Annotated in this window: 17 protein-coding genes and 2 pseudogenes; 11 read left to right on the top strand and 8 right to left on the bottom strand. The window is 51.5% G+C overall.

The window, feature by feature from the left end; all coding sequences use genetic code 11:
- Positions 1-218 precede the first annotated feature (218 nt).
- Positions 219-392, top strand: coding sequence for a hypothetical protein (locus C453_RS20290; RefSeq protein ID WP_008322094.1), 174 nt, complete (start codon positions 219-221; stop codon positions 390-392).
- Positions 393-536: 144 nt separating this feature from the next.
- Here the strand turns inward: C453_RS20290 and C453_RS20945 are convergent, their stop codons facing one another.
- A complete protein-coding gene (locus C453_RS20945; RefSeq protein WP_083881558.1) occupies positions 537-1,178 on the bottom strand; it encodes a CAP domain-containing protein in 642 nt (213 codons plus the stop codon).
- 1,050 nt (positions 1,179-2,228) lie between these two features.
- Here C453_RS20945 and C453_RS00930 point away from each other — a divergent pair.
- From C453_RS00930 to C453_RS00910, 5 genes are all read left to right on the top strand, one after another.
- Positions 2,229-3,149 carry a hypothetical protein gene (locus C453_RS00930; RefSeq protein WP_008322092.1) on the top strand — a complete coding sequence of 307 codons (921 nt, stop codon included), beginning with the start codon at positions 2,229-2,231 and terminating at the stop codon, positions 3,147-3,149.
- Positions 3,150-3,854: 705 nt separating this feature from the next.
- Positions 3,855-5,054: a site-specific integrase gene (locus C453_RS00925; RefSeq protein WP_008322091.1), complete on the top strand. Its 1,200-nt coding sequence runs from the start codon at positions 3,855-3,857 to the stop codon at positions 5,052-5,054.
- A gap of 275 nt (positions 5,055-5,329) precedes the next feature.
- A complete protein-coding gene (locus C453_RS00920) occupies positions 5,330-6,169 on the top strand; it encodes a hypothetical protein (protein ID WP_008322090.1) in 840 nt (279 codons plus the stop codon).
- A 99-nt stretch (positions 6,170-6,268) separates the two neighbouring features.
- Entirely contained in the window at positions 6,269-7,708 is a 1,440-nt protein-coding gene (locus C453_RS00915; RefSeq protein ID WP_008322089.1) for a ribonuclease H-like domain-containing protein, read from the top strand.
- A gap of 3 nt (positions 7,709-7,711) precedes the next feature.
- Positions 7,712-10,150: a DEAD/DEAH box helicase gene (locus C453_RS00910; RefSeq protein ID WP_008322088.1), complete on the top strand. Its 2,439-nt coding sequence runs from the start codon at positions 7,712-7,714 to the stop codon at positions 10,148-10,150.
- A gap of 418 nt (positions 10,151-10,568) precedes the next feature.
- On the opposite strand, the gene C453_RS00905 is transcribed toward C453_RS00910, so the two are convergent.
- The 5 genes from C453_RS00905 to C453_RS00885 all read right to left on the bottom strand — a co-directional run bounded on the left by C453_RS00905 (position 10,569) and on the right by C453_RS00885 (position 20,434).
- The gene (locus tag C453_RS00905; RefSeq protein ID WP_241430644.1) at positions 10,569-12,683 is read right to left on the bottom strand and encodes a Piwi domain-containing protein; all 2,115 of its coding nucleotides are present in this window, start codon (positions 12,681-12,683) and stop codon (positions 10,569-10,571) included.
- A gap of 360 nt (positions 12,684-13,043) precedes the next feature.
- On the bottom strand, positions 13,044-16,883 hold the full coding sequence (locus tag C453_RS00900) for an Eco57I restriction-modification methylase domain-containing protein (protein ID WP_008322086.1): 3,840 nt from the start codon (positions 16,881-16,883) through the stop codon (positions 13,044-13,046).
- A gap of 242 nt (positions 16,884-17,125) precedes the next feature.
- Positions 17,126-17,776: a hypothetical protein gene (locus C453_RS00895; protein ID WP_008322085.1), complete on the bottom strand. Its 651-nt coding sequence runs from the start codon at positions 17,774-17,776 to the stop codon at positions 17,126-17,128.
- A 12-nt stretch (positions 17,777-17,788) separates the two neighbouring features.
- Complete coding sequence (locus tag C453_RS00890) at positions 17,789-18,763, bottom strand: hypothetical protein (protein ID WP_241430643.1); 975 nt, start codon at positions 18,761-18,763, stop codon at positions 17,789-17,791.
- A 411-nt stretch (positions 18,764-19,174) separates the two neighbouring features.
- A complete protein-coding gene (locus C453_RS00885; RefSeq protein WP_049907363.1) occupies positions 19,175-20,434 on the bottom strand; it encodes an orc1/cdc6 family replication initiation protein in 1,260 nt (419 codons plus the stop codon).
- Between the two features lie 784 nt (positions 20,435-21,218).
- Between C453_RS00885 and C453_RS19770 the strand changes: the two genes are divergently transcribed.
- Positions 21,219-21,521 (top strand): hypothetical protein, encoded by a 303-nt coding sequence (locus C453_RS19770; RefSeq protein ID WP_152417964.1) that lies wholly within the window; start codon positions 21,219-21,221, stop codon positions 21,519-21,521.
- 177 nt (positions 21,522-21,698) lie between these two features.
- On the opposite strand, the gene C453_RS00880 is transcribed toward C453_RS19770, so the two are convergent.
- Together C453_RS00880 and C453_RS00875 are read right to left on the bottom strand one after the other, a co-directional pair.
- Entirely contained in the window at positions 21,699-22,607 is a 909-nt protein-coding gene (locus C453_RS00880) for an ADP-ribosylglycohydrolase family protein (protein WP_008322081.1), read from the bottom strand.
- Positions 22,608-22,687: 80 nt separating this feature from the next.
- The gene (locus C453_RS00875; RefSeq protein WP_008322080.1) at positions 22,688-23,704 is read right to left on the bottom strand and encodes a hypothetical protein; all 1,017 of its coding nucleotides are present in this window, start codon (positions 23,702-23,704) and stop codon (positions 22,688-22,690) included.
- Between the two features lie 435 nt (positions 23,705-24,139).
- Between C453_RS00875 and C453_RS20895 the strand changes: the two are divergent.
- The 4 genes and pseudogenes from C453_RS20895 to C453_RS19765 all read left to right on the top strand — a co-directional run.
- Positions 24,140-24,550 (top strand): annotated as a pseudogene (locus C453_RS20895) (MarR family transcriptional regulator); the annotation flags it as partial.
- A 129-nt stretch (positions 24,551-24,679) separates the two neighbouring features.
- A complete protein-coding gene (locus C453_RS20605; protein WP_241430645.1) occupies positions 24,680-25,066 on the top strand; it encodes a hypothetical protein in 387 nt (128 codons plus the stop codon).
- The gene (locus C453_RS00865; RefSeq protein ID WP_008322078.1) at positions 25,063-25,635 is read left to right on the top strand and encodes a DUF6036 family nucleotidyltransferase; all 573 of its coding nucleotides are present in this window, start codon (positions 25,063-25,065) and stop codon (positions 25,633-25,635) included. Before C453_RS20605 ends, C453_RS00865 begins: the two co-directional genes overlap by 4 nt.
- Before the next feature lie 67 nt (positions 25,636-25,702).
- Positions 25,703-25,843 (top strand): annotated as a pseudogene (locus C453_RS19765) (IS5/IS1182 family transposase); the annotation flags it as partial.

Raw genomic sequence — 25,843 nt, 5'->3', positions numbered from 1 at the left:
TGCCAGCCCGCTCAGAGATGTGTATAAGAGACAGCCCCGATGTTCTGTCCGAAGAGCGCACTGAACTGCTTGTAGGAGAGCAGGCCAGCTGTAGGACTTCTGCGCTGAGTGTTGCACGCCACTACTGACAGTGTTCGGTGAGGTCCTACGAGCGTACTGAATACAAAACGCGAGTCGGTCAGTTCAAATTTTAATGTCTTGTCAGCCACCGTTCTATTATGCCCCGCGACACAATCGTCTCGTGGAAGACGTTTGCTCTCTTCGTCCTCTTTCCACCACTGGCTATCGTCGCAATCATATTCTTCCCCCTGACGCTACTCGTCTTCTTCTGGCTCTATTACCGAGGAAAACAAGACGCGATGATCGAAGAACATTCAGAACCGAGTAGCTGAGTACACACTGTCACCCATATCCTTGTTTGTATCCTACTGAATACACCCTCTGTCTGTGTCACACGGCTTCTGTCAGGTGCTAAGGCCTTCAACAGAGCTACAACATCACATCTCTTAAACAGCAGCCCCGTGAACGACCAAAACCTAACAGAAATTCTGTGTCACGTAGACAGCGGTCTTATCCCCTTCACGAGTGACGTTGACTCCGATACCCTCATTTTCCCAGTATGGTCGGAGAATGTTTTTTCGATGCCCAGTCGAATTCATCCACCCATCAACGATTGTAACCGCTAGTCTCGATTCGTTCGTCTCTAAGTTTGTCGAAGCCCGGTAAGCGATGTTCTCTCCGCCGGTTGCATATTCATTTGATGAAGTACTCACACGACACTCGTAACCATGCCATTGGTAACGGTCACTCAGTGTGGTTCCGTCTGGTGATACATGGCTAAAATATTGCCGACCCGCCATGTCTTGAGAGTGACTTCCTGCAATTTCGCTTAGCTCACTATCATACTTGAGCGTGCTCAGGTCGTGTTTTTGTCGCCGGGTGTTGATCTCGGCGTGAATCTCACGCTCAAGCTTCGATTTATTGTGTGTAGTGTCGACTTCCAGACTAAAATTCCCGACAAGGTCATCCGACCCTGAACTCACGTTTGAGACTGACTCATTAAATTGGTCTCCATCAACCGTAGGTGTCGCACCGGAAAAGCCCAGAATCCCAGTGCTGAACCCCGCCACAATTAGAACTCCGAGAGTTCCTAATACAAGTAGAGATCTCCCATCCATCTCAATTAATTGAATGTATTGAATTATTATAATACTAATCAGAGGACATGATTCTGGCTGCAATGACACCGTCAGACACCACTGTGACTAGGGAGTGCACTCTACCATCTCACCGGCCTCGTCGACTGACGGTGCTTACCCCCGCAACGCGTCCACGAGCTTCACCGTTATACCACCGACGGCCGCCAGTGTAATGAGTTCCGCCGCTTCTTGAACTCCGAAATACGTGATTGGGATGTGCTGTAGCTGTTCTAACATTGCCCTATCCGAAGCCGCCGAAGCTCCAATGTTAAATCTTCTCCCTCGGTGGAATGTCTGTGGAACACTGCTGAACCGCTTACCGAATGTAGGCCCAAACCACGAAACTACCTACAATCACGAACGCGGCGGCAGCGCCAAAAACTCCCGATAGTAAAACCAAATCTCCAAGGAACTGTTCGCCGGTCTGAATTGCAGTCATGAACAGTCCTGGATTCTTATCTATCATTTCTCTACTCGGTGCGAACCAACTCACGTATATATTCTTTCCCCGTGATGGCCACGTCAGACTCCACTGTGAGCAGGACGAGCACTCTCCCCCGCGACGGCGAGACGAGGCATCGCGGCTAACTACCGACCCTCAATACGATGAATGCGACTGTAACAAGCTCAGGCGTGGGTAGGATTTGTTTTCTCGACGGCGTTCGCCGTCGACAAGAAGTTCACGCAGGTAGACGTTCTTCCATGGTGTGATAATCGACAGCACGCTCGTTCTCGGACCCGACCACCGCGCTACCATCTTATTCGTTCAGAGACTTCCATCGGTCAGGACGGTTTTCGAAAGGCAATGTCACCGGAGAAGTCCGGTGCGTTGAGTGTGGGGTGGTTGCCAACAACGTCGATGAAATCCCACACACTCAGAATTGCACCCAGAGATTCGTACGGAGCTATTGGTGGCGTGATCGCTACACAAGGGTAAGGTTTGACTGTATAGTCGCCATATTCATTCTTCCATGAAATTTTGGTAATATCTTTATTAATCCATAAATATAATTGACATTTAGGTACACTATGAAAAGACGCCAGTACCTTCGGAACGCAACTGTGGCTGCACTCCTCCCAAGCACGTCAGCTACAGCAGTTAGCGCAACAAAATCGTCGAACAGAGATGAATTTAAACGGATAATCAAGGGGACGTTCAACGAACTTCCTGACGAGCGCAAGGATCTTGAGCTCGTTCTCGAACAGATATCACACGAGATTCACCAAAATTTCGAACCCCTAACGTGGGAGTCCGTGTCTGAGTCCACAGACTCTCTAAAAAGTCTAAGCGCTAACCTACGGAGGACAGAGCGATTAATCGGTGTTCTTCACCAGTACGACACAGCAATCTACATTGAGGACGACTGGGTTGCACTTGCCCGAGGGAAAATAGGACCGGTCGTCCGGTACCTTCCACTTCTCGGATCGTTCAACAACCTATACGAATCCGCAGAAAGGCTTGACATCGCGGTGAAGAAAGCGGATTCCTCCTCGAGAGAAGTCGAACCTGACGAATACGAGCAGTTTGCGTTCGCACTACTGGCGTTCACTATTGAGATTGGCCTGTTCCAATTCGGAGCACCCTACAAGATGGCATGGAGAGGAACGCGCTTTGTGAGCAACCGAACTCTACTGCGACTAGGGAGACACGTTGACAGTAAACTGATCGCCTTAGCGATGAGTGAACTTCACTGGAAAATCCGTGAGACAATCTACGAAGAGGTAAACAAGGAGAATCTCAGTTCATCGCTCGAGCTTATCACCTACTTGCTCAGCGAACTGAGTTCGCTCGAGGACTTCGCAGAACAAGAGGGCATCAGCCAAAAATACATGAACCGAGTCAACTTGGATCTGTCTGAAGACAACCTTCGAGAGATTCCTGAAATCAAAAAGCGCCTCGAAGAATCTGGACCACTTGGCGGCTTTTTAGACGGGATATTGAAATTATGATTGGTAACGTATCAATATGGAAAGTGTCATCTCGGCTATTACCCCCTGAAAAGCACCCCAAATCATAGTCCTCACCCATTCTCCGTCGAAGATCACGCCTTGAGGAAAAGGTAGAGAAGACTCCATAGAATTGCGTTTACAGGAATGAGGGTCCATGGATTCTCTAGGCTAAACCGCCTGGATATCACCATATTGTCAACTGAGAATCTGCTAGTAGGTAGGTGTTCTGTCGCGGTTTTCTCAAGCGTAGACTCGTGTGTACGATGAGAGACTCACTCCGCATGTGTCACGCTGCTCCTGTCAAGGTATGAGGGGTTCACTAGTCCGATTTTTCAACAACCCCAAACGGCCATCTTACAGGGAGGGGTCATTTCGAGTGTTCACCACAGTCTCAACTGGGGTACTGCGTGAATTCCGCGTTTCTGCATGCTCGTTACTCGAGAATGAGAGAGGTGATTTCGGGTGTTCTACGTTCAGTCTACTGACGCTGCATATTAGTTAGGCCACTCCCGCACAAGCCAAAGTATTATTTTGCTGTGAAAAACAGCAGAGACCAATGAAATTCACCGGCTCGGTACCGTCCCGAAATACGGCAAACGGTCTTTCGGGCAGTACATCGGCATGACAAAACAGTCTAACGGCCAGCAACTCGATGACGAGACCACAGCCCAAAAGACACGAAGTCGTCGCTACAATTGGTCGCGTATGGACCTCGACGAACTCGTCGACGTCTACTGGCAAGACATCGCGCCCAAGCGATATCGCGATGGGTTCGACGAAGATCGAGACGTTCCGACCTACGACTGGCTCACCGAACACGGATACAGTGGTATCGCGTACGCGCTGCGCGAACATCATGACCTCACACCCAAGCAGTTCTTCGTTGACGTGATTGGCCTGGAAGACGAGGAGTCGGACGAGTGGGAGTGGAACGTCGACCACGATGCGACTGTGAATGCGCTCGAAGCGTATCTCACATCGATAGAGACTCGTGGTGGTCGTGCAGAGAGCACCGTCGAGACCCACCGGACGCGGTTGGCGAAGTGGGTTCGGACGTATCGAGAGTTGCACGGGACTGATGCGTTGCTCGAACCACTGTCTGAGTTAGACCAGCAACCGCGAGAGATAGAACGCTGTCTTGCCGTCCTCGACGTGTTCGACGAGGAGCTATCGACAGACCGTTCGAAGCTCGAGTATCTGCACGTCGCAAGAGCATGGTACGCGTTCGTGAAGCGCCGGAAGTACGCTCAATACAACCCACTCTCGGAGGCCGGTGAGGAGTTCGGCTGGGAGGCCAGTGACCCAGACCCACAGGCGTTGTCGGCGTCGCAGGTTCGCCGGATCTACAGCGAGGTCGACTCACCCGAAGCGGAGTTGCTCGTCGTTGGGCTTGCTGGCTGGGGATTGCGACCTTCGGAGGTTGCTGCGTTGCACGTTGATCAAGTGGTACTCGATGCTGAGGACCCTCATCTGTCGTTCGGTGATGGAGAGCGGAAGAACGGTCCTGGTGAGGTGACACTGTTGTATGGCGTGGACGTCGTCGCTGACCGGGTTGACGCGCTTTCTGGCCGTGAGAACTGGAACGGGTATCTGTTCCCCTCTCGGTCGTCGTCAACGGGTCACGTGTCGGTGAGTACGGTTCGCCGTCGGTTCAAGCAACTTGCTGATCGTGCTGAGGTAGTTGTGGATGGTGATACGCCCACGCCGAAGATGGGACGGAGGTTCTGGTACTCGGCGTATCAGGAAGCAGTGGGAGAAGTGCTAGAGGGACTGGAGGGAGTTGCTGAAGACCAGGGGAGTTCGTCGACGGAGGTTGTACTTCGGAACTACCTGTCTAGGGAGCAAGAGCGGAATGCTCGGCGGAGGAGGATGTACGAGAAGTTGGAAGCAGCATTCGATCGATAGAATTGTTCTCAATTAGCTGGCTGATTTAGGGGCTATCAAGTCACCGGCCAGCGAGACGTACTTTACCCTATTTTCAGCTCTCAAGCCATTGTGACACAGACGGCTCTTGATGAACCAGTGGCGGACCTAATGATGCTATCGAACCTGTGATTTTTGAAAATGAATTTGATAGTTAGTACTTAAATGAAGTGTAATTATAATTACCTAAATCGGCAGACGGCGGCCGATTTTGAAAAATAGGGAGCCCTATGGGGTATGCCTGTGTAAGTTGTCACATGGCTGGCGACCGAACGCACTCAACAACACCCGCCAAGATTGCACGTCACCAGTTGGCACTCTTCGAGTCGATATCGGAAGCCGACTTAGAGCGAATCATCCCGCTCAGTACCATAGAGACCCAACACTACTGCGAGCAAAAAGCGCAATTCGAACGCGCGGAAACCCCGGATGATGAATCTCTACCAGAGCGCCTCATTCGTGCACAAGAACAGCACAACGAACTGGTCGAGACGACGGGAACGACCAGTGGTGAGTACACACTTGCAGATGCCTGGGACGACATTCAATCGGAGGATGTCTCGTTGCTCTATCCGCCGCTCGCTCATGAACTCGTGAACATGGTCTTGATAGGGCGGCCGACCTTTCTACGGTTCGTAGATGGGCGGCCGGTCCAGTTGACACTCGTTCGTGGCGTGACGAAAGATCGATATCTTGAAGAGCTCTTCCCGAACGAGCAGTTCCTCTTATGGTGTCATGGAAACCTGTTGGACCGAATCGGATTTGATGTTTCAGACCTGTCCATTCGCTATCTCAAATATTCACAGTCAAAGTTCAACGCCGTCGAGGTGAGCAGGGCACAACTCTTACTCGCAGGCGAAGATGGCGACGACGTCGCTATCAAGCTCAACGAGAAGTCACCAATACACCCGAATATCCGCCAACATCCGCTTGCATACGAACGAGACACAGAGAGAGGTAAGCAACTTCGAGCATACGCAGCCTTCTGGCGTGACGGGGGAGAGCCATCAGGTGCCAATCACTGGAAGAAGTGTGTCAGTTGTCGCTTCAACACCGAGTGTGACCTAGCGCTGGCCCAAGGGGAAGTACGCAGGTAACCCACTCATGAATAACCCTAACAATAAGCCTCGAATGGGATCTAATCCAGAATTGTACCGAAGAGAAACCGTGTGGGACACTCGGACAGGAGTCGATTCATGATTGGGTTGACGGTCCTCCCAGAGGTGACGATGCAGCGTTGTGGAGGGAACCAGCTCCAAGACATCGTCCGCTACTTCGATTCCGATGTCATCTTCACCCCCAACCGAATCCACGAGCCATTCTTGAGGGCAGAACTTGACGACTCTGTGCATGTGATGACCCAACCGCTCAACTCCGGTGAGCCAATCGAAATAGCGAGGGACAATGATATCCAGCTGGTCTGGGTCTCCACTCCCGCAGACCTTGAGACGCTCATACAGAATACCCAACAGAGCCTGAGACAGGAAAGCTCCGAGGTATATCTTCTATCGGATCAACTTGCAGTTTCTGTCGACCTCATCGATTTGGAGGCGCGTCTCGATGGTCTTGCAGCCTACCGGGACACACTCGCCGAGCACAATGCCGTTGGTGAATTTACCCACCTCACAATCAAAGCAAACCCAGAGTATCGTGCGGAGTGGCAAGGTGTCGATGTCCAGGGCGTTATGCCTAGTGCCAATGAACAGCAGGGAATAAGCTATGCTGGAATTGCACACTTCGAACTCCAGTCTAACGGTATTGTCGGCGGAAAAACTAGAAAACTAGAGAGATTTGGTTTGCGGGCCGTTGACCAGGTTGGTGGGACACGCATAGAAACACTCCGCGAGGCCAACATACATTCCCGTCAAGACCTTTCGAGGTCATCGGTCAAGAAAATCTCGAGGCTCTCCGGCTTTGGTCAGACAACAGCTCGAACAGCTATCGAATCGGCACAGGTGATTGAACAAGGGGAGATTCGAAAGGCCTCCGGTGCGAGCCTACCAGAAGGTAAGCCGATTTTCATAGATATCGAAACCGATGGTCTCAATCCCACGATTATCTGGCTTATCGGCGTCTACCTTCCAGACCAAGACGGCCGATATATGCCGTTCATCGAGACCGATCCAGACAAACCCGATGTGGCACTAGAGGCGTTTCTGTCTTGGCTCGCAGAGTTCGGACGTGATCGGCCAATCGTGGCCTATAACGGCTGGAATTTTGACTTCCCCGTGATCAACGAACATATCGCCGACCATTGCCCCAGATATCTCGAGTTCTGGGAAAGCACGTATCGTTTCGATCTCTACGACTGGGCAGTCAAAAAGAATAACGCGACCCTCCCTGGGTTAACAAACAAATTGGGAGATGTCGCGGAGGCACTCGGTTGGGAGCCATTCGATACCGGTCTAACCGGTGCTGAAGTCGCCCGGTTGTTCCAGCGTTATGCCGCGAATCCATGCCCAGCTACCGAGCTAGATTGGGAGCGTCACAAACGATATTGCGAAGACGACGTTCGGGCGTTAGCACACATCTATAATCAGATAAAGGCATCCACCAACCGAATGACGTCAAGCGGGGGTCGATCCCGTTCGTCAAATGAAAACTCCACGTCACAAGGAACTCTTAGTGATTTCTAAACCATGAGCCAGAATACAACTCCATCACTCGACGCAGTCCTGAACGCCAACACCCTTGAAGAGACCTTCCCCGACTACGAAGGACAACTTGTAGACACAATCGCAGACCCTCCTCGAAAGGCAAACACGGTTCCAGCAACGGATGTGTTACCGGATGAGCTTGGTGGCCTACTCGAAAACGATCTCTACAGCCATCAAGCCGAGGCGATTCGCGAGTTACAGTCAGGCAATAATGTAACTGTCGCTACGTCCACCTCTTCTGGTAAAACTTGGGTCTACACGCTCTATTTCTGTCTTCAGAAAATGCAGAATCCGGATGCTCGCGCCCTGTTCCTGTATCCCACGAAAGCATTGAGTGTTAATCAAGAACGGAAAGTCAATGATCTCTTCGATCAGCTTGGTATTGACGCTGTTGCTGAAACCTATGATGGTGATACGAAAAATGACCGGAAAAAACTGATCAGAGACCGAGTTGACGTTGTTATCTCAAACTTTGCAGGCATCAACCAGTATCTTGACTCACACATGAAATGGCGTGATATCTTCAAAAACTGTGAACTCATGGCCATCGACGAATGCCACACCTATACTGGAGTTCATGGGATGCACGTCGCATGGGTCATCCGCCGGCTCCGCCGTCTTCTTGACCACTACGGCTCAGACCCACAGTTGGTCTGTTCAACTGCTACAATCGGAAACCCCAGAGAACATTCGGAGCACCTGACCGGAGCCGAATTCGAAATCATCGACGAGGACGGTAGTCCTCACGGCCGACGGGAGGTTGGCTTCTGGCAACCACCACTCCAAGAAACGGGGGATTTGGTCGGGGAGTTGGAAGAAGACGAGATTCTTCCCTCTATGCGACGGAATTCCGATGAGGAAGCCGCAGGTGCTCTAGTCCACCTAGCGAAGAACGATGTCCAAACACTGATGTTCACTGATTCGCGCCAGGGGACCGAAATTGGCGTCAAACGCGCTATCGAAGCCGCCCGAAGTCATCCTGATGGAAGATATATCGATGTGGAGCCATACCACGCTGGGCTCAGTAAGCGGAAGCGACGTGCCGTAGAGAACCAGCTAAATGCTGGCCAAGTCGACGGGGTGATATCGACCAGTGCACTGGAGCTTGGGATTGATATTGGTTCAATGGATGCGACGGTGCTCGCTGGCTATCCCGGCACCCGGCAATCCTTTTGGCAGCGAATCGGCCGTGCAGGTCGGGGAACCACTGATTCGCTATCCGTGTTTGTTCCCCAATCGGACGCCATCGACCAGTATATTTTGAACAACCCCGACTATGTGCTTGAAGAAAACGTAGAAGATGCCGTCATCGATCTTTCAAATAACCCAGTGTACGCTAAGCACATTCTCTGTGCTGCATCTGAACGGCCACTTACTGAAGCTGACACCAAGTGGTTCGGACCAAGGGATCGGCTTTCACGAGCGATTAACATGTGGCAGGCAGCCGGGCAGCTAGTCGGAGACTTGGATCGGGGCGCACAGTACAACGGAACTGCTCGACCGCAGAGCGGGATTTCGATGTATGCGACCACCGATGAACAGTACGACGTGAGACAGGTAGATGGGGAGATCGACATGGAGCCCCTTGACAAAGAACGTGTGTACCGCGAGTATCACCCCGGCGCATTGGTGCTTTATGACGGGGACCAGTACGAAGTTCAGGAAGTCGTTGAGGACCGAATCAACCCGTACGTCACCGTCGAGCGGTCAAATTCTGCGAACTATACCCAGGCAATCCACAGCAAACGGATCACTGACTTGGATGTTGAGAGGTCGTATGACCTAGGTGGCGGCTATCAACTCTGTGCTGGGATGGGGACGGTGCATATCAATTACAGCGCCTACAACGTCATCGACATGTACACCGGGGAAATCGTCGAACCGATGATTCCCATTGATCTTGCACCAATTTCGCTCCGTACACAGGTCATGTGGATTGCGTTCCCTCGGGAGATTGTTAGTAGGGTATTGAATGAGATCCCGCGGAGCTCATACCTCCAACCGGAGGAAAGCGGTGAATTCGCATCGATGGGTGAAGAAGAGTATACCTTGGCTGGTGGCCTCCATGGGGGAGAACATGGTATGATCAAGATGGCACCGCTGGAACTCCGATTAGACAACAGCGATATGGGTGGGCTGTCAACACTCCACCACAACGAGGTGGGCTCTCCGGTGTGGTTCATTCACGATGCGGTTGAGGGCGGCGTAGGTTTCGCTCACAGCGTCTACGAAAACTTCCAGTCGGTTGCACAGCGTACTGTCGAGCGCATTGATAACTGCGACTGCGAGCGCGACGTTGGTTGTCCTGCATGCTTGATGAGCAGCCAATGTGGGAATCAAAACGAGCCGCTCCATCGGCCGGCAGCGATAAGCTTCCTTCGTGCCGCTCTAAATCAAGTTGAAGACGTAACTACCGGTTGAATTGACGACTACTGAAGATAGTGGCCTTGTTGAAACCTCAATCGGTGATGGGTTGCTGGCACCGTGTTGACCGGACTGTGTGCGAAAGAAGCCGTTTCATGGGCGCTCCAGCCCGAATAGGCGATTACACAGCTTAGCCCACCATTCGGGCCATCTACGAGTTTCCGTACTCGAAACTAATAACCGAACCTCAAGGGTGTACAAGAAAGACAGAGTTAATGTTGAGCTTACTCTTTAGAATTCTCCTGTCAATCCCGATCTAATTGTGTGGGCATATGCACATCACTAGCTCTGTCGAGATCCACTAGTATTGACATTCCAAAGACTGAGTATTCCTACCGAATTCCGCGGATCAATTTCGAAATGTACGTCTCAGAGAATTGTCAGATGGGAAGAGGACTTCAATAAAGCCAGCCAGTTAGATGTATGCGGGGCCTTCTATCACCTTTCCAGGAGACACGTATTCCTTGCGCACATATTCTGCAGCTTTGTCTGCATATTCAATTGGAATCGGGAGTCGAGGACTCTTGGCTGGGCTACCGACGTGAACTTCTGAGAGCCAGTAAGCCTGTCTTGCGAGGGTCTCGATATCAGTCGGTCCCGAATGTCGAACAAGTTTGAAAGTCTGCGGTGTCCCAACAGGGTTGTCATCTCTAATCTCAGGTTTCCCGAATCCGTGGATGATTGCCTCGTCGCGGTCGGTGTCGACAAAGGCCATACCCTTATATGCAATTTTGAAGCGGGTTCCGTTGTAGTCTGCGATTCGGGGTTGTCCCCGCTTTCGAACTCCTACGATGTCGATCTCGGCATCAAGCTCAGAGAGTCCCTCTCGTACAGCGTCAATATCTTCATGAACTTTCCCGTCGCGCATGATACACACACGATTAATCTCTCTTTCTTGACCCTCCGCAAAGTCGACAACAAGGTCACGAACAAATTGTTCAACGTGGCGAGCGGCAAACTTTTCACCTCCCTGTTGGGTTGTCGATTCTGCTGCGAAGGTTGTCCCATCCGCAAGTACGACGCTAGCGCTGGCTCCGGAATGTTGTCCACTCTCTGAGTCGCGCGTCACGTCAAGACCCATGAAAGCATCAGTTTTACCGGGTAGAGAGTCGACTTGCCAAGGAGTACCACCTGCTTTCGCAACGATTGCGCTCAAGATGTTCAAGAATTTATCATTATTTGGTGTAGCTCGTTGCTTGATAAGTTCCTGAGCGCTAGACTTCTGGAGCATCTGGGTGGGGATACCTTTCCGCATCAATGTCCGTTTTAGCTCATGATGGGGGTCATCGATACCGAAATCATCTGCAGCCCCCTTATTAGGGACAACTGCAACAACAGCATCAGTCTCACTACGGATCTCATGCGCAACTGGCGTGTAATTCGAAATATCCCCGAGGTCGTAATGATAGCCAGTCACTCCAGCAGGTGCTCCGATACTATTGAGGCCTTTAACGAGAAGAGGCGTTAGCTCCTGTAGTGTTTCCTCCCACTGAGAAGGCGTTAAGAGACCAACGCGGTACCTCCCTGGGGAAGCATACACCCCATACTCACGGAGCCCGCTGCTTGGAGTATTGCTCTGTTGGTCACCAGAGAAGACAAGCCGCGTGTTCTGTTCTCGGACGTTAATTCGTTTGTATGGGTGATTTGTCGGACCGGGTTCAAATTCTAAATCGATAACTGGCAGCCTCGAAAGTGACTCGAAGAAGGATTTTGAATAATCGTACTTCTCATCAGGCATCATCGCACGGCGAGAGATGAACTGGGAAAAGAAGTCGTAATCCTGCCTCTGTACTTGTTCCGGTCGTGGAGATAATCGGAGGAAGTGAGGTAGCTGGTTACCGACCATACTTCCATACTTGACCTTGACAAGCCGTGGATTTTCCTCAATAAGACGTTGCCTCCAGTCTTCGTCAGCAGTTCCCTCATGAAGTTCGGCGATGGATGAACCGACATCGCGGATATAATCAGTATAGTTGAACTCGCTCCAGCCTTTGAGCCATCCTTGTCCTTCCTTAGCATAGCGGTCTGTGTCGTGAGCGACCTTCATGTTCGGCAACTGGCTACCTGGGGAGAACAAATTGTCAAGCGTCGATTTGGACTTAATAGAGTACCCTGATTCGACATGAGCTAATACAGTACCATCACTAGCTATCTGTACCTTGACCTCGTGTTTGGGATGTGCAGCAAATCCATCGGTACCAGTGGAGAACGCAGGGTCGTTTCTGACGATGTCATTGATGAATTTGTATGTATAGGTGTCATCTGGGACTGCTCGCCGGAGACAAGATTGAACAAAAGCACGAAGGTGCTCTCGGTCACGTTTCTTTTTCGGGTCTAACTGGACAGTCTCCGTTTTCACTGGTGTTACTCGTTTTCCCCAGACGTTCACCGGTTTTGAGAGCCCAGTAACGGAGATTACACTCAGTGGGCCAGCCGATGCAACAGGAGTTCCGTGAGTGCGGTCTAAGTAGTACGCCACAGATGAGGTGAAAGATTGCCTGTCCCAGTGGTTTTCGACACCACCATCCACACGCAATTCGTACCGATTCACCTTGACATCGGTAAGTCGTCGGTTTCCACGACCATGCAATACGTACGTGCCCGGGTTGATGTCAGACTGACGTTCAGGTGTTCTAGAATTCGGTTGAGGGGACCGATTTGTCATTACAAGTTATGTGTAGGAACTGATGGTAAATCCATCGTCGGGCAATGTAACGAAATAAATAAAGTCCGCAAAATAACATATTTTCAGTCAATATAGAGTCAACACAACCACTCCTGTTATCTACCAGCTGCAACACGCCGTGTGAATTCAGATCCGACAGGTGGTCATGCACACGAGTTCGATGGTTAAGCAAACTTCCGGTTGTAAGCTAACCTCTGAATTGGTTCAGGCGAGTTCGTCGTACTTCTCCAGTACCATCTCGAAGTAGGCATCGTTCATCAAGCGAGGATTCTGCACCTGGTGGAAGTCCTCCAGCACGAAGGCGGTCTGCTCCCGGTCGAGACCGTAAGCGTGGAACGCGGCAGCGTCGAGTTCGGCCTGTACCTCCCGACGTTCGTCCATGTCTGTCGCCGGTTCGATACCACCCAGTCGCTCTCGCATCTCCTCGAAGGCGTTCCCGTAGCAGTTGAGCCGGGCGGCGCGAGTCCAGATGTAGTCGAACCACTCGTCGCCTTCGGTGAGGCGTGGGGCTTGGGACTCTTTCAATTTGTAGAAGACTACTGTTGAGTCAATCTTTGTTCGCATGAGGAAGTCGAACGGCAGACTATTGAGCAATCCAACTGTGACAAACAGTTCTTCATCAGAATAAATCCGTTCGTAGGCACTGTGAAGGGGAGACTCAGCCAAATCGCTCTCCTCCGGAGAGATTTCATACGGGCGGAGAGTTGGGGCTTTGTCGTGGGCCACGATACCCTTCGGGAGAACCGAGGCAATCATCGTTCGCTCGTCGGTTGCACGGGCAATATCTCGATACGAAACCCGATATTCAGTGCAATCAAGAAGCACGTCCTTTTCGGAAAGTGACTCTCCCCGGTGTTCTTCGAGCAGATCGTTTACAAACCCAATTTGGGAACCTGACCCGTCGAAAGCGTCGTAGAGACCTCGCTTGAGTTTTGGAAGACTCTTTTCTCGAATTCGGCGTTTTGCACTTTGGCCGGGGTCTTCTTCTTCGTCCACGCTCCAGAATTTTGGACCTTCCAAGTTGTCTAAGAAAGAGGGGTCGTACATGAACTGGTAGATATTACTCCCTCCCAGTACCGGATAGTCGCCCTCTTCTTCCGACTCTACGAAACGGTCAACGTCGCTACCACGATGGAGTTCAGCATACGGTTCCACTCTCCACGAATCACCTACTTTTTCGCTAATAGACGGGTGAGTTAGAATTGTGTTCAATACATCTGCTTCCTGTTGGGATTCGAGGTAGGGGAATATACCAGCTTCCGGTGAGTAGTCACGGAGAACACGGCGAGGGATAGAAAGGGAGATCTCCTCGAACTCCTGCAATACGTCCACGCTATGCTGTTGGAATATCCCTTTGAGTTCGTCGGTCGAACCCCTGTTTTCGAACGTCAAAACGCCGAAATTGTAGCGATTGTCAATCTCGGGGAAAATACCCTTGTTCTCGAAGGTGACTAGAGATTCAATTTCGGTCTCGTCGAGCAGATGTAGGCGAAGATCTTTCGTGGAGGAACCGTTGAAGATTGCTCCCGGTAGAACCTGTGAGACAAACCCATCGTCTCGAGCAATCTGGAAAACACGTTCAAGAAAGAGCGCAGACAAGTCATTCTCCGTCGCCTGAGTTCGCCCCGCTACGGTAGGACGTTGCAGTTCGTAGTCTTCGGAGTTGTTGAAGTATTCTGCTTGAATTTCCACGTTCCGTTTATAATCTTCCCAACCTTCCCGAATCTCTGGGTCTTCCATCAACTCCTCTTGGCGGGCCTTCTTCGCTTTAGGAAGGAGTGTTCTGAAATCACGGTCGTAGCGAGTGAAAAAGTCGTCTCGCTGAGGGGTGATTCTGTCCCACGGCGGATTCCCGACAATAACGTCGAAGCCACCATCAGCGTACACTTCGGCGAACTCCAACACCCAGTTGAACGGTTGCATGGCTTCGACCGCTTTTGGCGTGATGTCGTCAATTCCAGCAGCGACGAAGTCACTGTGAATGTCGTCTATCAGTTCCTCACGAGCGTTCTCCAGTTTCTCAAGCGCACTCTGCCGGTACTCCTCGGCGGTCTCGCCGTCGATGGCCTGCTCGTGCTTCTGGATGTCCTCGATGATGTTCCGGTAGCGGTCTCGAACGGTGTCTTCGCTGAAACTCCCGAGCGTGTATTCCCCGTTGTCGGTCGTTTCGGGGAAGCCGGTGTACCCGATAAGGCTGTTCCCGGCTCGAAGATTGAAGGCGATGTTCGGGAGTGCAAGGGCGTCGTCGTCGGCAAGTTTTCCCACGTTCTCTTCGGTCAGTTCGGAGATGACCGAGAGCCACAGGCGAAGCTTCCCGATTTCGACCGCCGGGCCAACGATGTCGACGCCGTAGACGTTGTTGAGAACGGTCGTCTTCTTCAGGCGGTACTCGTCGGGGTACTGCTCGTTGCGGGCGTACAGCGCCTTCCGGATGTTGACGATTTCTTCGAGTACCGACGTGAGGAAGTGGCCACTCCCCATCGCGGGATCAACTACTCGGAAATCGTCCACCGTGGCGAGAAGGGCACTTATCGTTCCCCAGCGTCCCGGCAGTTCGTCGATGAGTTCGTACACCGATCCGAACCCGTTGGCGGAGTGTTCGGGCCAGTCGCACTCTTCGACCAGCGTGGTCTGGAAGCGGTCTAACAGCGCCGGGCGAACGGTCTCTTCGGCACAGAAGCGGGTTATCTCGCTCGGGGTGTAGTACGCGCCGAGTTCCTTGTTGGTGTCGGCGTTGTCGCTCGTGATGTAGTTGATAGTCTTCTCGAAGACGTTTCCGAGAATACTGGGGTCGAGGTCGGTCGGCGCGCCGCCTGCGGAGAAACTGTACCCTTCCAGCAGGTCAATGATCGAGTAGAGAACGGAGTTCCGAACGTCGAAGTCGTCTTCCTCAAAGTCGTCCCCGTTGATGGTTGGTCGGAAGAGACCGCCGTTGAGGTACGGGATACCCTTAAACAGATCAATATTCTGGACGGTCGATGGCCGGTCTCCCGGCTTGTTGTTCATCACGTCGTAGAAGAGCAGTTGCAGGAACTCGTCATAGAAGGTACCTCCATAGATGCCGTTCTCGTAGGTGTCTTTCAGCGTCCGAAGCAGGTTCGGCTGGACGAGAGATTTGTCTTCGAGGAACTTGATGAAGATGAGCCGGTTCATCAGTTCGACCGCAAACAGGCGAGTGTCCTCTTCGGTCGCCTCGTCTGGGGGCATGACACCGTCGCCGATGAGTGAGCGTGAAGTGGTCTCGTCGTCGTCAACGACGCCGAAAACGAATCGGATGTAGTCGTCGTAGAACTCGTCGGTAATCTCCTCTTGAGTCTGCTTGATGACCTGCCGGGCGTCCCCCGCGATAGACGTGAAGTTCTCGAACTCGAAGGTGCGGATGAGCCGGACGACTCGCTCCCGGTCAGCCTCGAAGAGGGCTTCTGTCGGTGGTTCTTGCTTGCCGGTCTGGTTCTCGAAGAGGGCGACGAAAACCGGCTGTAAATCCACTTCCTCGATGATATTGTGGGTATAGGTGTCCGGGTCGTAGCGGACGAAGTACCACCGGAGACCGTCGGTGGCGAAGCCGAAGTCGGATTCGAATTCCCGTTGGCTCAGCCAGTCTCGGACCTGGCCGACGCCGTGTTCCCGGCTATCGAGGTCTTTGTTGATTGGTTCGGCCTCGATGAGCAGGCGTGTGGAGTCGATGTCAGCATAGTCCCGAAGGGAAACTGTGTAGTCTGCAACCATCGTCCGCCCTCCCGAGAGTCCACCCGCTTCGGTCGAATACTCGTGACCAAGCACGTCGAGAAGCGGATTGATGACGGCGTCTTGGGTGAATGACTCGGGTTGGAGACCGTCGCGGGTCATGCTCCCCCGAAGCAGGTAGGAGCCGGCTCCGGCCCGGAGCATCTTCCCGAGCGTCTCGTCTTTGATTTGCTTCCGGAGATTCGCAATCGTCTCGTCGAGTACGTCGATGAGTTCGGTGACTTCGTCGTCGGAAACCTTCGTCTCGAAGGCCTCTTGGACGAACTCAGTAGGTGAGGTAGATGATTTGGATGACATGAGTTGGCGGCTGTATCCTGAGTTGTTAGTATTCAGAAATCAACCTCCAATAAACCTGTATGGTCGCAGGAGAAAAAACGTCAAAGTTGGCTTCCAAGACGAGTCTTTATTCGGGACACAAAACCACGAACCCTTTTGAGGCCCACCGACTACCAGATTAAGGATGTTGGAAACTGGTTTTGGTCAATTTCGCGACATTCAACATCATATTATCGGAGACAGAATGCCACGACAGCACGATTTTATTGATTGCAGGCAGCCTTCACTGTCAGAATCTCCAGCACTGCCTCAGAGCTCCTTGACAGATCTATTGCTTCGTTTATTTGTTCGGTGTTTTTGAGGATGTCTCCTTTGTCTTTAGTAATGAAAACGCCAGAGCCACCATTCCCGCTCCAGTCGGACGCATCCACCAACACCTGTCTGTCCATCCGATTCCGGACGGCTCCCTGTAGATATCGTTTTAACATGGCGTCCGAACTTGCTTCAAGTACTGAGTCGAGTTCCTCATAGATGGCCTGCCGTCGGTCCTCGACTTGCATATGATATTCCCGAAGTTGCCGAAGAAGCTCTTCTTTATTACTCTCGCTCAATTCGTCGACGACGCGCTGGACGAAGCTCCGGTCGTGGTTAGTGATATACTCCGGATTATCGCGATCATCAACCGGATACTCTTCGAGTCTACCGTCGTCGTACAAGATGTAGTCGACAATATCTGAATATATGAACTCGCGGGAATCACATCTCTCGTCGAACTCAGACTCAACGGTCGTGCTGATTAGTTTGCTGCTATCGTGCTGTTCGAACAATTGCTCAGAGTAGTAACTTCTCTCGAGCCATGCTTGCACGTAATTGAGGAGAACACAAGTGTCTAGAAATAGTTCCGTTGCAGCCATCGATTTACCTGATTAATTTGATAGATATCGATTTGTTAGTTCGGCAATTAGTTCCATCGATTGACTATTGTCTGGCTCAGGGTAATTCACATCGCCATCTAACAATCCGGAAGCTCGACAGTCCTCAGCTAAATCCTCCAAACCCCTCGAATACCTGGGTTCAAAATTGTCGAGTTGCCGACCTCTGTCGACGATTATTTGTTCACGCCGGGGGCCACGTGCAGTATTTAACGATATAACGAGTGCAGGCAGTTTCCAAGCGTTGTGGAAATGGAATTCGTCAAGCTTTGAGATACACCTAATCTGCTCTTCACCTACATCTGCTGCGTTCATATTTGAAAGCCCAAACAAAGCCCGTTCCAGCAAGTCAGTGTAGCGTTTGTACTGAGGCATCACCTTTCGAAGATCCGGGTCTGCAGAGAGTTCCAGGTGTATACGCGATATTCGCCTCCCAATATCCTCGTAGCGAACGTTTACCGACGGATGTTCCTCTTCAAAGCTACTGAGTCCAGTTTGGAGTGTCGAATCAGATGAATCTAATTCGTTGACAGTCTCGTCGAGAAGCGTGCGGACACTATGGACGCTCAGATACAACTCCTGGTACTTATCGGGTGCTTCGGAACTGTAGAAGTCCTCAAGGAATTCATATTTGCTTTTCACTAGCCAGTGAACGTACTCGTCGAAGAATTCTGCATACTCCTCCTCTCGTTCTGTTGGCGAGTACGGTATCGAATCGTCCGCAAACGATTCGTTCACGTCTGGAGTTACTGTTTGTGCAGTGGTCTGGTACGACGGTTTGAACGAGCCCGAAGAACGTGCTTTGACGCCGGCGAGGTACCAGCTGTACGTGTACGGGCAGTCAAACTCGTCTGCCGCCATATACACGAGCTTCTCAAGTTTTGTTTTCGTGACGTAGCGGGGGTCAGCAGAGATATCATCATGCCGTTGGACAGCCAAGGCTAAGCCGGTTAATATGTCATCAACCACACTCACCTCAGGGCCTTCCGGCATATTCGTTAACATATTGTTATATTTCAACGGTATGAATCTTCTGTGACGCCTCGACAGAGGGATAGGGGCTCGACCATCACCTCCACCGATTTGTTGTCATCCCTTATTGTAAGACGAAATCGGCCCCACCCACGATCTCACTCTTCACCGTATCGACGAGATGGGCACCATGTAAGGCAGGGTACGTACTTTGCGAAACACGGAGAGATGGAGGGCGTCAGCGGACGACCGAACCGTGGACTCGCTTGGGAGGGGAGCCTCTGACAACAGCAATTTCAAATTGGTCAACTCACTAATCAACCTGTCTATTGTCTTGAAAGTGTCTGACAGAATTACGGCAGCCAGCACCCCAAGTGTCGAATGTGAAATCAGGCGACAGGGACGCTGTCAGGGAATCAATGGTTGCCCACCAAGCGGCTCGAATCGCGAGTCCCGAAGGATGACCGCCTGTACGATATCCGAGTCCTCGAGTAGATGGTAGAGGTAGGGAGTGACGCCCCGGCCTCGGCCCCTTCCGACAACGCGTTCGGTCCGTCCGAGAATATCGAGAAACACGGCTTCGTTAAGCCGGTCATTCATCCGTCGTTGCGAGAGTGTATCCATGTCCAGCTGGTTTGTGATGTACCTGTAGACCTCGTAAATCTCGTTGCTCGAAAACTCGGCCTCATTCTTGGACTCAACGAGTGCCGCGAGCGCGAGAATTGGTGCTTTTGCCTGGGTTGGTTGGTCTTTGAGTAGGGCCGCAAAGCGGTCCATGTCAGCCTTATCACGAGCATCCTTGACGTGCTGATCAGTTACTTTCTCAGCATCGCTATTCTTCGCGAGCTCACCCGCATTTCGGAGGATGTCCAGTGCCTTCCTAGCGTCACCATGTTCTTGTGCTGCATACGCCGCACAGAGCGGGATGACGTCGTCAGTAATCACGCCCGGTCTGAAGGCGTCCTTACGGTTCTCCATAATGGCACGGAGTTGATTCGCATCGTACGGGGGGAAGATGAATTCAGTATCTTGGAGACTACTCAGCACACGCTCGTCAAGCGATTTTTTGAACGAGATTTTGTTGCTGATCGCGATGATACCCAGATTGCACGAATCAACCTTCCCAGCCTCACCAGCACGAGAGAGTTGCATCAGAACTTCATTCTCTTGGAGTTTATCGATTTCGTCGAGAATGACGATTACAACATCATAGAGTTCGTCGAGGATTTGCCAGAGTCGATGATAGTACGCGTCGGTCGAGAGCCCTGTTTCGGGGATAGAGATACCAGTCCTCTCGGGGTTATTGAGTTCTCGTGCAAGGTTGACGACGACACGGGTCTCGGTAGATGATTGCGTACAGTCAACATAGGCTCGACCCATCTCCACGCCTTGATTTCCGGCGTAGCGTTGGGCACTCCGTGTGACGTGTTTCGTGACGAGAGATTTTCCCGTTCCAGTTTTCCCGTAGATAAGCGTGTTCCGCGGCGAGCCACCGCTGATAGCTGGATGAAGGGAGGACACGATATTCTCGATCTCCTCGTCCCGCCCGATGATGCGGTCCTCGTTAGGGATGTGGTCAATTTCGAGCAGTTGCTTTCGCTCGAATATCGGGTCCTCAGCAGCCCACATCTCATCAAGTGAGCGTTGTTCGTTGCCGCCTGAATCCATACAATCGACACCCGGTGGAGAATATATAAAGATAGGGTAATTCACACCCCATGCGTCGAATGTAAGTGCCGTTTTGGACTGTATTTAGAACCGATTTTCTGCACATTCGAGAACCACTTTGGTATCCAAGCGTCGATTGTAACACACACCCCGACTGTCGAGTGTAAACCTTGCTTCGGCGCGGGTTCGTACCGGGGGGCACCCCAGGTGTCGAATGTAAATCGATCCGTTCTGTCGTTACAAACCACTCACTTAGCGTCGGCCGAGCAGACACACCCCACCTGTCGAAAGTAAATGCCTGGAGAACGCGGTTGACAGAACCTCTATCGGCCCATAGGGAGAGGCCTACCAAACATACTGTCTCAGCTAGTTGGTATACGGAAATCGTTTTCGTCTATTCGACTTATACTTTCCGCAATTTATAGTTATCAGAAAGCAGAGAATAGAACAATCGACACAACCTCTGTTCCTTTCAGACGAGTACCTGAGCGCTTCATCCTGTCTATTTCGAGTGTTTACATTCGACACCTGGGGTGTGGGTGTCGTAGTAATAATTTAGACAAGTATACAACTCGGGCAATACAATTATTTCGAGTGGACGCATCGAGCGCTTGACGGAAGAACGCAGTCAAGGAGGTTCTAAACTGGACAGTGTCTCGGAAGTAAATGTGTCCTATAGATTAGATTAACTCCCGTATCTGTTCTCACTCGTCGAAGTAACCATTCTCTGAGCTCGGGTTGATGGAGGGAGAAGGCATTTACGAATTTGGCAGTCAATTTAGATATGGTCAAAGAACGAGAGCCTCTTGAACAGGCAAAAGTCGTGATTGGAAGTGGGTTAGCCTCATGGGAGAGTTTTTCCGAAGACGAGAGATACTCTACTTTCGATACCGGACTACGTAATCTTGACAAGGTAGATTGGGTTCCACCAGAGTACCAATCCCATTTAGAAGAGGCAAAGCAGCAGTTACGCAACGGTAGTGTAGAAACTTTAGCTGAGTACGAACGAAAATCCGCTCTCCGAATAGCATTGGATGAACTCGAAAAGATCGAGTGGGCACCACCGTCAGATGAGCAAAGTGTTTGATAATTGTATCTGAACTACCGGAATACGGTTTCTGAGAATAGTCGTGAATTGTGAGCCGACTTCAATATCAAGCCGACCAAGACGGTGTGACTGCTCGTCTGTTCGAACGAATTTGGGTGACCCACTAACGCCCCATCTCGACCGAACACAGCAGTTCTGAATAGAGAGTAACTACCTTCACACTCGACTAGCCAACCGATCTGCGAGCTCTCTGACCTCTGTTGTCCCATCAACGACTGTCGTCCATCTTTGAGGTAGCTGTGACTGACCGAATCGAGCACCGGCGACTGCCCCAGCGATGGCACCAATCGTATCTGCATCTCCACCGCGGTTGACAGCAGTTACAATCGCGTCCTCGAGCGTCGCTGCACCAAGTGCATCGTGAAGTGCAGTCTGCAGCGAGGACACGACGTACCCAGACGTTTTCAACTCGTCTGGGGACTCACCATCGGCAATCGATTCGAGCGCATCAGTGAGCGCCACAGGAGCATCACTACCAATAAAATCAAGCGCGTCACGAAGTGGTGTGTCAGCGTCCTCAAGGAGACCAGCGATTGTGAGGTTCAACACGGCACATCCCCACGTACATCGGGGATCAGCGTGTGTGATTTGGGAGGATTGTCGACTCACATCTACGAGAGTGTCCCAGTCAGTCGCATACGGAATCGCCAGTGGTGGACATCGCATCACGCTGCCGTTCCCGGCGTTTTGTCCTTCCGGGCTCGACTCCCAGACTGCCTGGCCAGCCTCGTCCCATACTGCACCGTGTTTGAGTCGACTGAGCGCCCGGAGAGTCATCCGCCCTATGTCGAATGGTTCGCTGTCGTACCACGCTACGAACCGATCGGCGATATCTCCTGGAGAGAACTCGTTATTTTCTGCAAGACTTCGTGCGATACACAGGGCCTGCTCAGTGTCATCAGTAATAGTCCCGGCTGGTTGGTTCCAGGTCCCGTACCCAACCATGTCGGTAAGGCGCCCGTGCTCAGCAGCAATCGCCTCTGCAGACGTGAACTCGACTGGCCGACCAAGTGCGTCTCCACACGCGAGTCCCAACAACACGCCACCGGCCCGATTAGAATCCATGTGGAAGGCTCCGGTGACAAATCAGAAATATTTTCGCACAGATGACGTCACTGGCAAAAGCCCTGCTTCAAAATTGATGTTTACACAACGTCGTGGGGATGTACGACCCACTTCTCTTTGGAGACATCTAACAGCGCAACACCGTGCTTCTCGAAGCTTGGCTTCATGATCTCGTCTTCGATTCTAATACTCTCAGCGGCTAATACAGGGATGAGTCTTTGTTCAGCTGCGATTGACGGGTAGTCCTCAATAAAACAGTCCCCATAAAATATGGTTTGGCCGAGATACTGGTAGACGTCAGGAACAGACCGAATAGGCTGACTCTCGGTCTTTAATTCGGTTACATAGACTGTTTTTGGCCCAGCGATAACAAGGTCGACCCGAGCAGCGCCAGAGGGAGTCGCAGAGCCGAGAGACTGTGCGATTTCTGCTTCTGTCCAGAAACCCTTCGGAAGGTTTCTGCGTCCGCTTGGCTTGAGGACTTCCGAGATAGTTCGATCAGTAGTAATTTCCCTATCTAAAGTCGCCGCGGATCGCTGTATTCCAACTGGAACCTCCTGTTGAGCGAATACAAAGTCATTCTCCTGCGTCTCTAACCACCTAAGCAACCTCCCAGCCAATGCGTCCTCCTCAGCAGTAGTCCCAGAGGCTGCACGGACTGTGATGTCACGTTCTTCAGACGTGAACTCGCTTTGGCTTTGTTCGTATCGCTCAATCAATTCAGTGTCGAGAGAGTCTACCTCTGCGTCTCGCTGAATCAGGTATTCTAGCAGTTCACGAGCTTGACCCAACCGTCCGTCTACAGCCTGAGTAAACGCAACATCACAATTGAGTGGTAGTTGTGCCGATGGAGTGTCTAGCGAAGGGGACTCATTTTCACCGTAGCCACATAGTTGACCCAAGTAGAATTGTGGCTGTTCAGCGGGATTATCTCTGAGAACTTCAAGTGGATTATCAATATCAACATCACTCAATAATTGATCTTTAGATAACGGTGTCAGTATATGATGTGCAAGTGCCAAATCGTCCGACGTCAGAGTCTGAGAACCATTGGTTCTCTCGTACAGGAGGTGCAAAGGCACTTCAAATACTTTCATCAGTCTAGACGAGAGTCAGTCAAAGTAATAACATAATGGGGTCTGCAGTATAGTGACCATCCTGACCGATATTCGTCTGTGTTTTTTCTAATGATTACGAGCAATCAGACCGTTCTCTTAGATCTCGTTCGACAAGCTCTGTCCCTCAAAATTCAAAGGGTGCAATCAGTCCTGTAACATCCTCTTGAACGGGCTAATATCCAAATGAGGGTCCCGGCTGTTACAACAATTCCGTTGTGCTAGCACTTTTCCACCTAAGCGGGGTTATCTGGACACGCTCAATATCTTTGTTGGGCACAACTTCAGAGCCACAATGTTGTACTTGAATACAGTGTTTTCTCTACGGCGGAGAACAATCGATTTTTCTCACTCATCACCCAAAAGTCTCATATCCGATGTAGTGCTTTATTACAAGTACATCCAATTTGAGACACCATGCTAGAGGAAAATGAGTTGCGAATCATGGCGACACTTGATTCCCCTAAAAAGCGCCGAGCACTTGCCGCTGATCTCGGGTATGAGCCGGGAACCATCACGAACGCTGTGGTCCATCTCGAAAAATTGGGATTGGTCACCCGCGAACGGGTGGGCAACGAGACGATAATACACCCTACGTCTGCGAAGTGCCTCGAGGTGTACCAAGAGCTCACAGCAACCAACTCCCACGTTGACTTCCCGGAATTGATGACGTCGTCGATGCTTCGCGTCCTCTATTATCTCAACGCAGATGAACCGGTGTCGGCAGCCGAGCTTGCCCAACGAACCGATGTGTCACGAGCCACTGTCTATCGGACGCTCAAGACGCTTACAAACCGGGCAATGGCTGTTAAGCAAGGAACGAGATACCGCCTCACCGAACAGTTCTCAGGACTTCACAAGTTCGCTGTGGAACTCCGGCACCAACACCACCGTATGCAACTCCAGACCGACATCGGGAGTGGAACACTTCTGTGGGAATCTTATGACGAGTTCATTGTGCGAACAGACGAAGTTGTTGACGACAGTCAGTACCTGCTGACAGGACTCGATGCATTCAGCGAATACAGTCTGCAGTTCTTCACGCGCTCGGGGAACTATTACTTCTACTCAGAAAGTCGAGAGTCACTCTCACCGGCCGACTTGGTCTGTCACTTACTCCTCATCGAGAACGACGCTCGCCACCGAAAGTACGCTATGCTTCTCATTTCCGCAACCAACACATCCCACGAAGACGTTCGCGAAGTCGCAACATCCTACGGAGTCGAAGACATCATCTCACCTCTCTTGACGTACCTACGAACAGACGGCGAACAGTCCTCAGCGCAAACCCCACCCTGGTCTGAAATGGAATCGCTCGCTCGTGACTACGAGGTAGAAATATGACCCGCGAATCGACGTTGGAGTACACGGCGATCCGAGAACAGTTTCACGAACTCGCGAGCCTGATCAACGAGCCGATTACGGTGTATCTCATTGGAGGAGGCGCCCTTACGCTCCAAGAGCTTAAGAACGCGACAAAAGACATCGGCCTCATTGTTAGAGAGGAGTACGAACTCAAGCAGCTTTGGGCAGCACTCACCGCAGCGGGATATGGGCCGCCAGAAGATCTCAAACAAGAGTATGACGAACTTGACGCGGCGTTCATCCTTGAGAACGGTAAGCGTCGATTCGACGTCTTCCACAGACAAGTCGCCGGTGTGCTCATGCTGAGTGACGACATGGAGGCCCGAAGCCAGCACCTCTTCGAAGACGGACCGTTGACTGTCCGGATGGTGTCGCTCGACGATATCTTCCTCTTCAAATCGGTCGCGAATAGAGACGATGACGTCGACGACATGGTTGTACTCGCACAAGCAGGGATTGATGAGGAGTTAATCGTCCAAGAGGTTCACACCCAGTTGTCGCTTATCGGTCGAGACGAATTTATCGGTGCCATGAAACGGCTCTGGTGAATCACTAGACGGCGTCGGTTTCGACCGGTAGAATTTGGAAGATGAAGCGGGAAACCGCCGATGCTCTATGTCGAAAATTTTCCGCTTCACGAGCAAAGCGGTCACGTTAGCTAAAAATGTTGTTGGTGACCGAGGCGAAGTCGCCGCCCCCGAAGGGTGTGGCGGCTTCGCCGACTACGCTCTCCTGTCGCTGCATTGTCTGCGGATT

Source organism: Haloferax elongans ATCC BAA-1513, from assembly GCF_000336755.1.
GTDB lineage: Archaea > Halobacteriota > Halobacteria > Halobacteriales > Haloferacaceae > Haloferax > Haloferax elongans.
This window is presented reverse-complemented; position numbering and strand designations above follow the sequence as displayed.

Excerpts from the sequence above, each read along its gene's own strand:
- C453_RS20290 (WP_008322094.1), top strand. The coding sequence starts at position 219 with ATGCCCCGCGACACAATCGTCTCGTGGAAGACGTTTGCTCTCTTCGTC.
- C453_RS00900 (WP_008322086.1), bottom strand. The coding sequence starts at position 16,883 with ATGTCATCCAAATCATCTACCTCACCTACTGAGTTCGTCCAAGAGGCC.
- C453_RS00865 (WP_008322078.1), top strand. The coding sequence starts at position 25,063 with ATGACCCGCGAATCGACGTTGGAGTACACGGCGATCCGAGAACAGTTT.
- C453_RS00885 (WP_049907363.1), bottom strand. The coding sequence starts at position 20,434 with ATGGATTCAGGCGGCAACGAACAACGCTCACTTGATGAGATGTGGGCT.
- C453_RS00880 (WP_008322081.1), bottom strand. The coding sequence starts at position 22,607 with ATGGATTCTAATCGGGCCGGTGGCGTGTTGTTGGGACTCGCGTGTGGA.
- C453_RS00875 (WP_008322080.1), bottom strand. The coding sequence starts at position 23,704 with ATGAAAGTATTTGAAGTGCCTTTGCACCTCCTGTACGAGAGAACCAAT.
- C453_RS00910 (WP_008322088.1), top strand. The coding sequence starts at position 7,712 with ATGAGCCAGAATACAACTCCATCACTCGACGCAGTCCTGAACGCCAAC.
- C453_RS00915 (WP_008322089.1), top strand. The coding sequence starts at position 6,269 with ATGATTGGGTTGACGGTCCTCCCAGAGGTGACGATGCAGCGTTGTGGA.
- C453_RS00920 (WP_008322090.1), top strand. The coding sequence starts at position 5,330 with ATGGCTGGCGACCGAACGCACTCAACAACACCCGCCAAGATTGCACGT.
- C453_RS00895 (WP_008322085.1), bottom strand. The coding sequence starts at position 17,776 with ATGGCTGCAACGGAACTATTTCTAGACACTTGTGTTCTCCTCAATTAC.
- C453_RS19770 (WP_152417964.1), top strand. The coding sequence starts at position 21,219 with ATGGTCAAAGAACGAGAGCCTCTTGAACAGGCAAAAGTCGTGATTGGA.
- C453_RS00930 (WP_008322092.1), top strand. The coding sequence starts at position 2,229 with ATGAAAAGACGCCAGTACCTTCGGAACGCAACTGTGGCTGCACTCCTC.
- C453_RS20945 (WP_083881558.1), bottom strand. The coding sequence starts at position 1,178 with ATGGATGGGAGATCTCTACTTGTATTAGGAACTCTCGGAGTTCTAATT.
- C453_RS00925 (WP_008322091.1), top strand. The coding sequence starts at position 3,855 with ATGGACCTCGACGAACTCGTCGACGTCTACTGGCAAGACATCGCGCCC.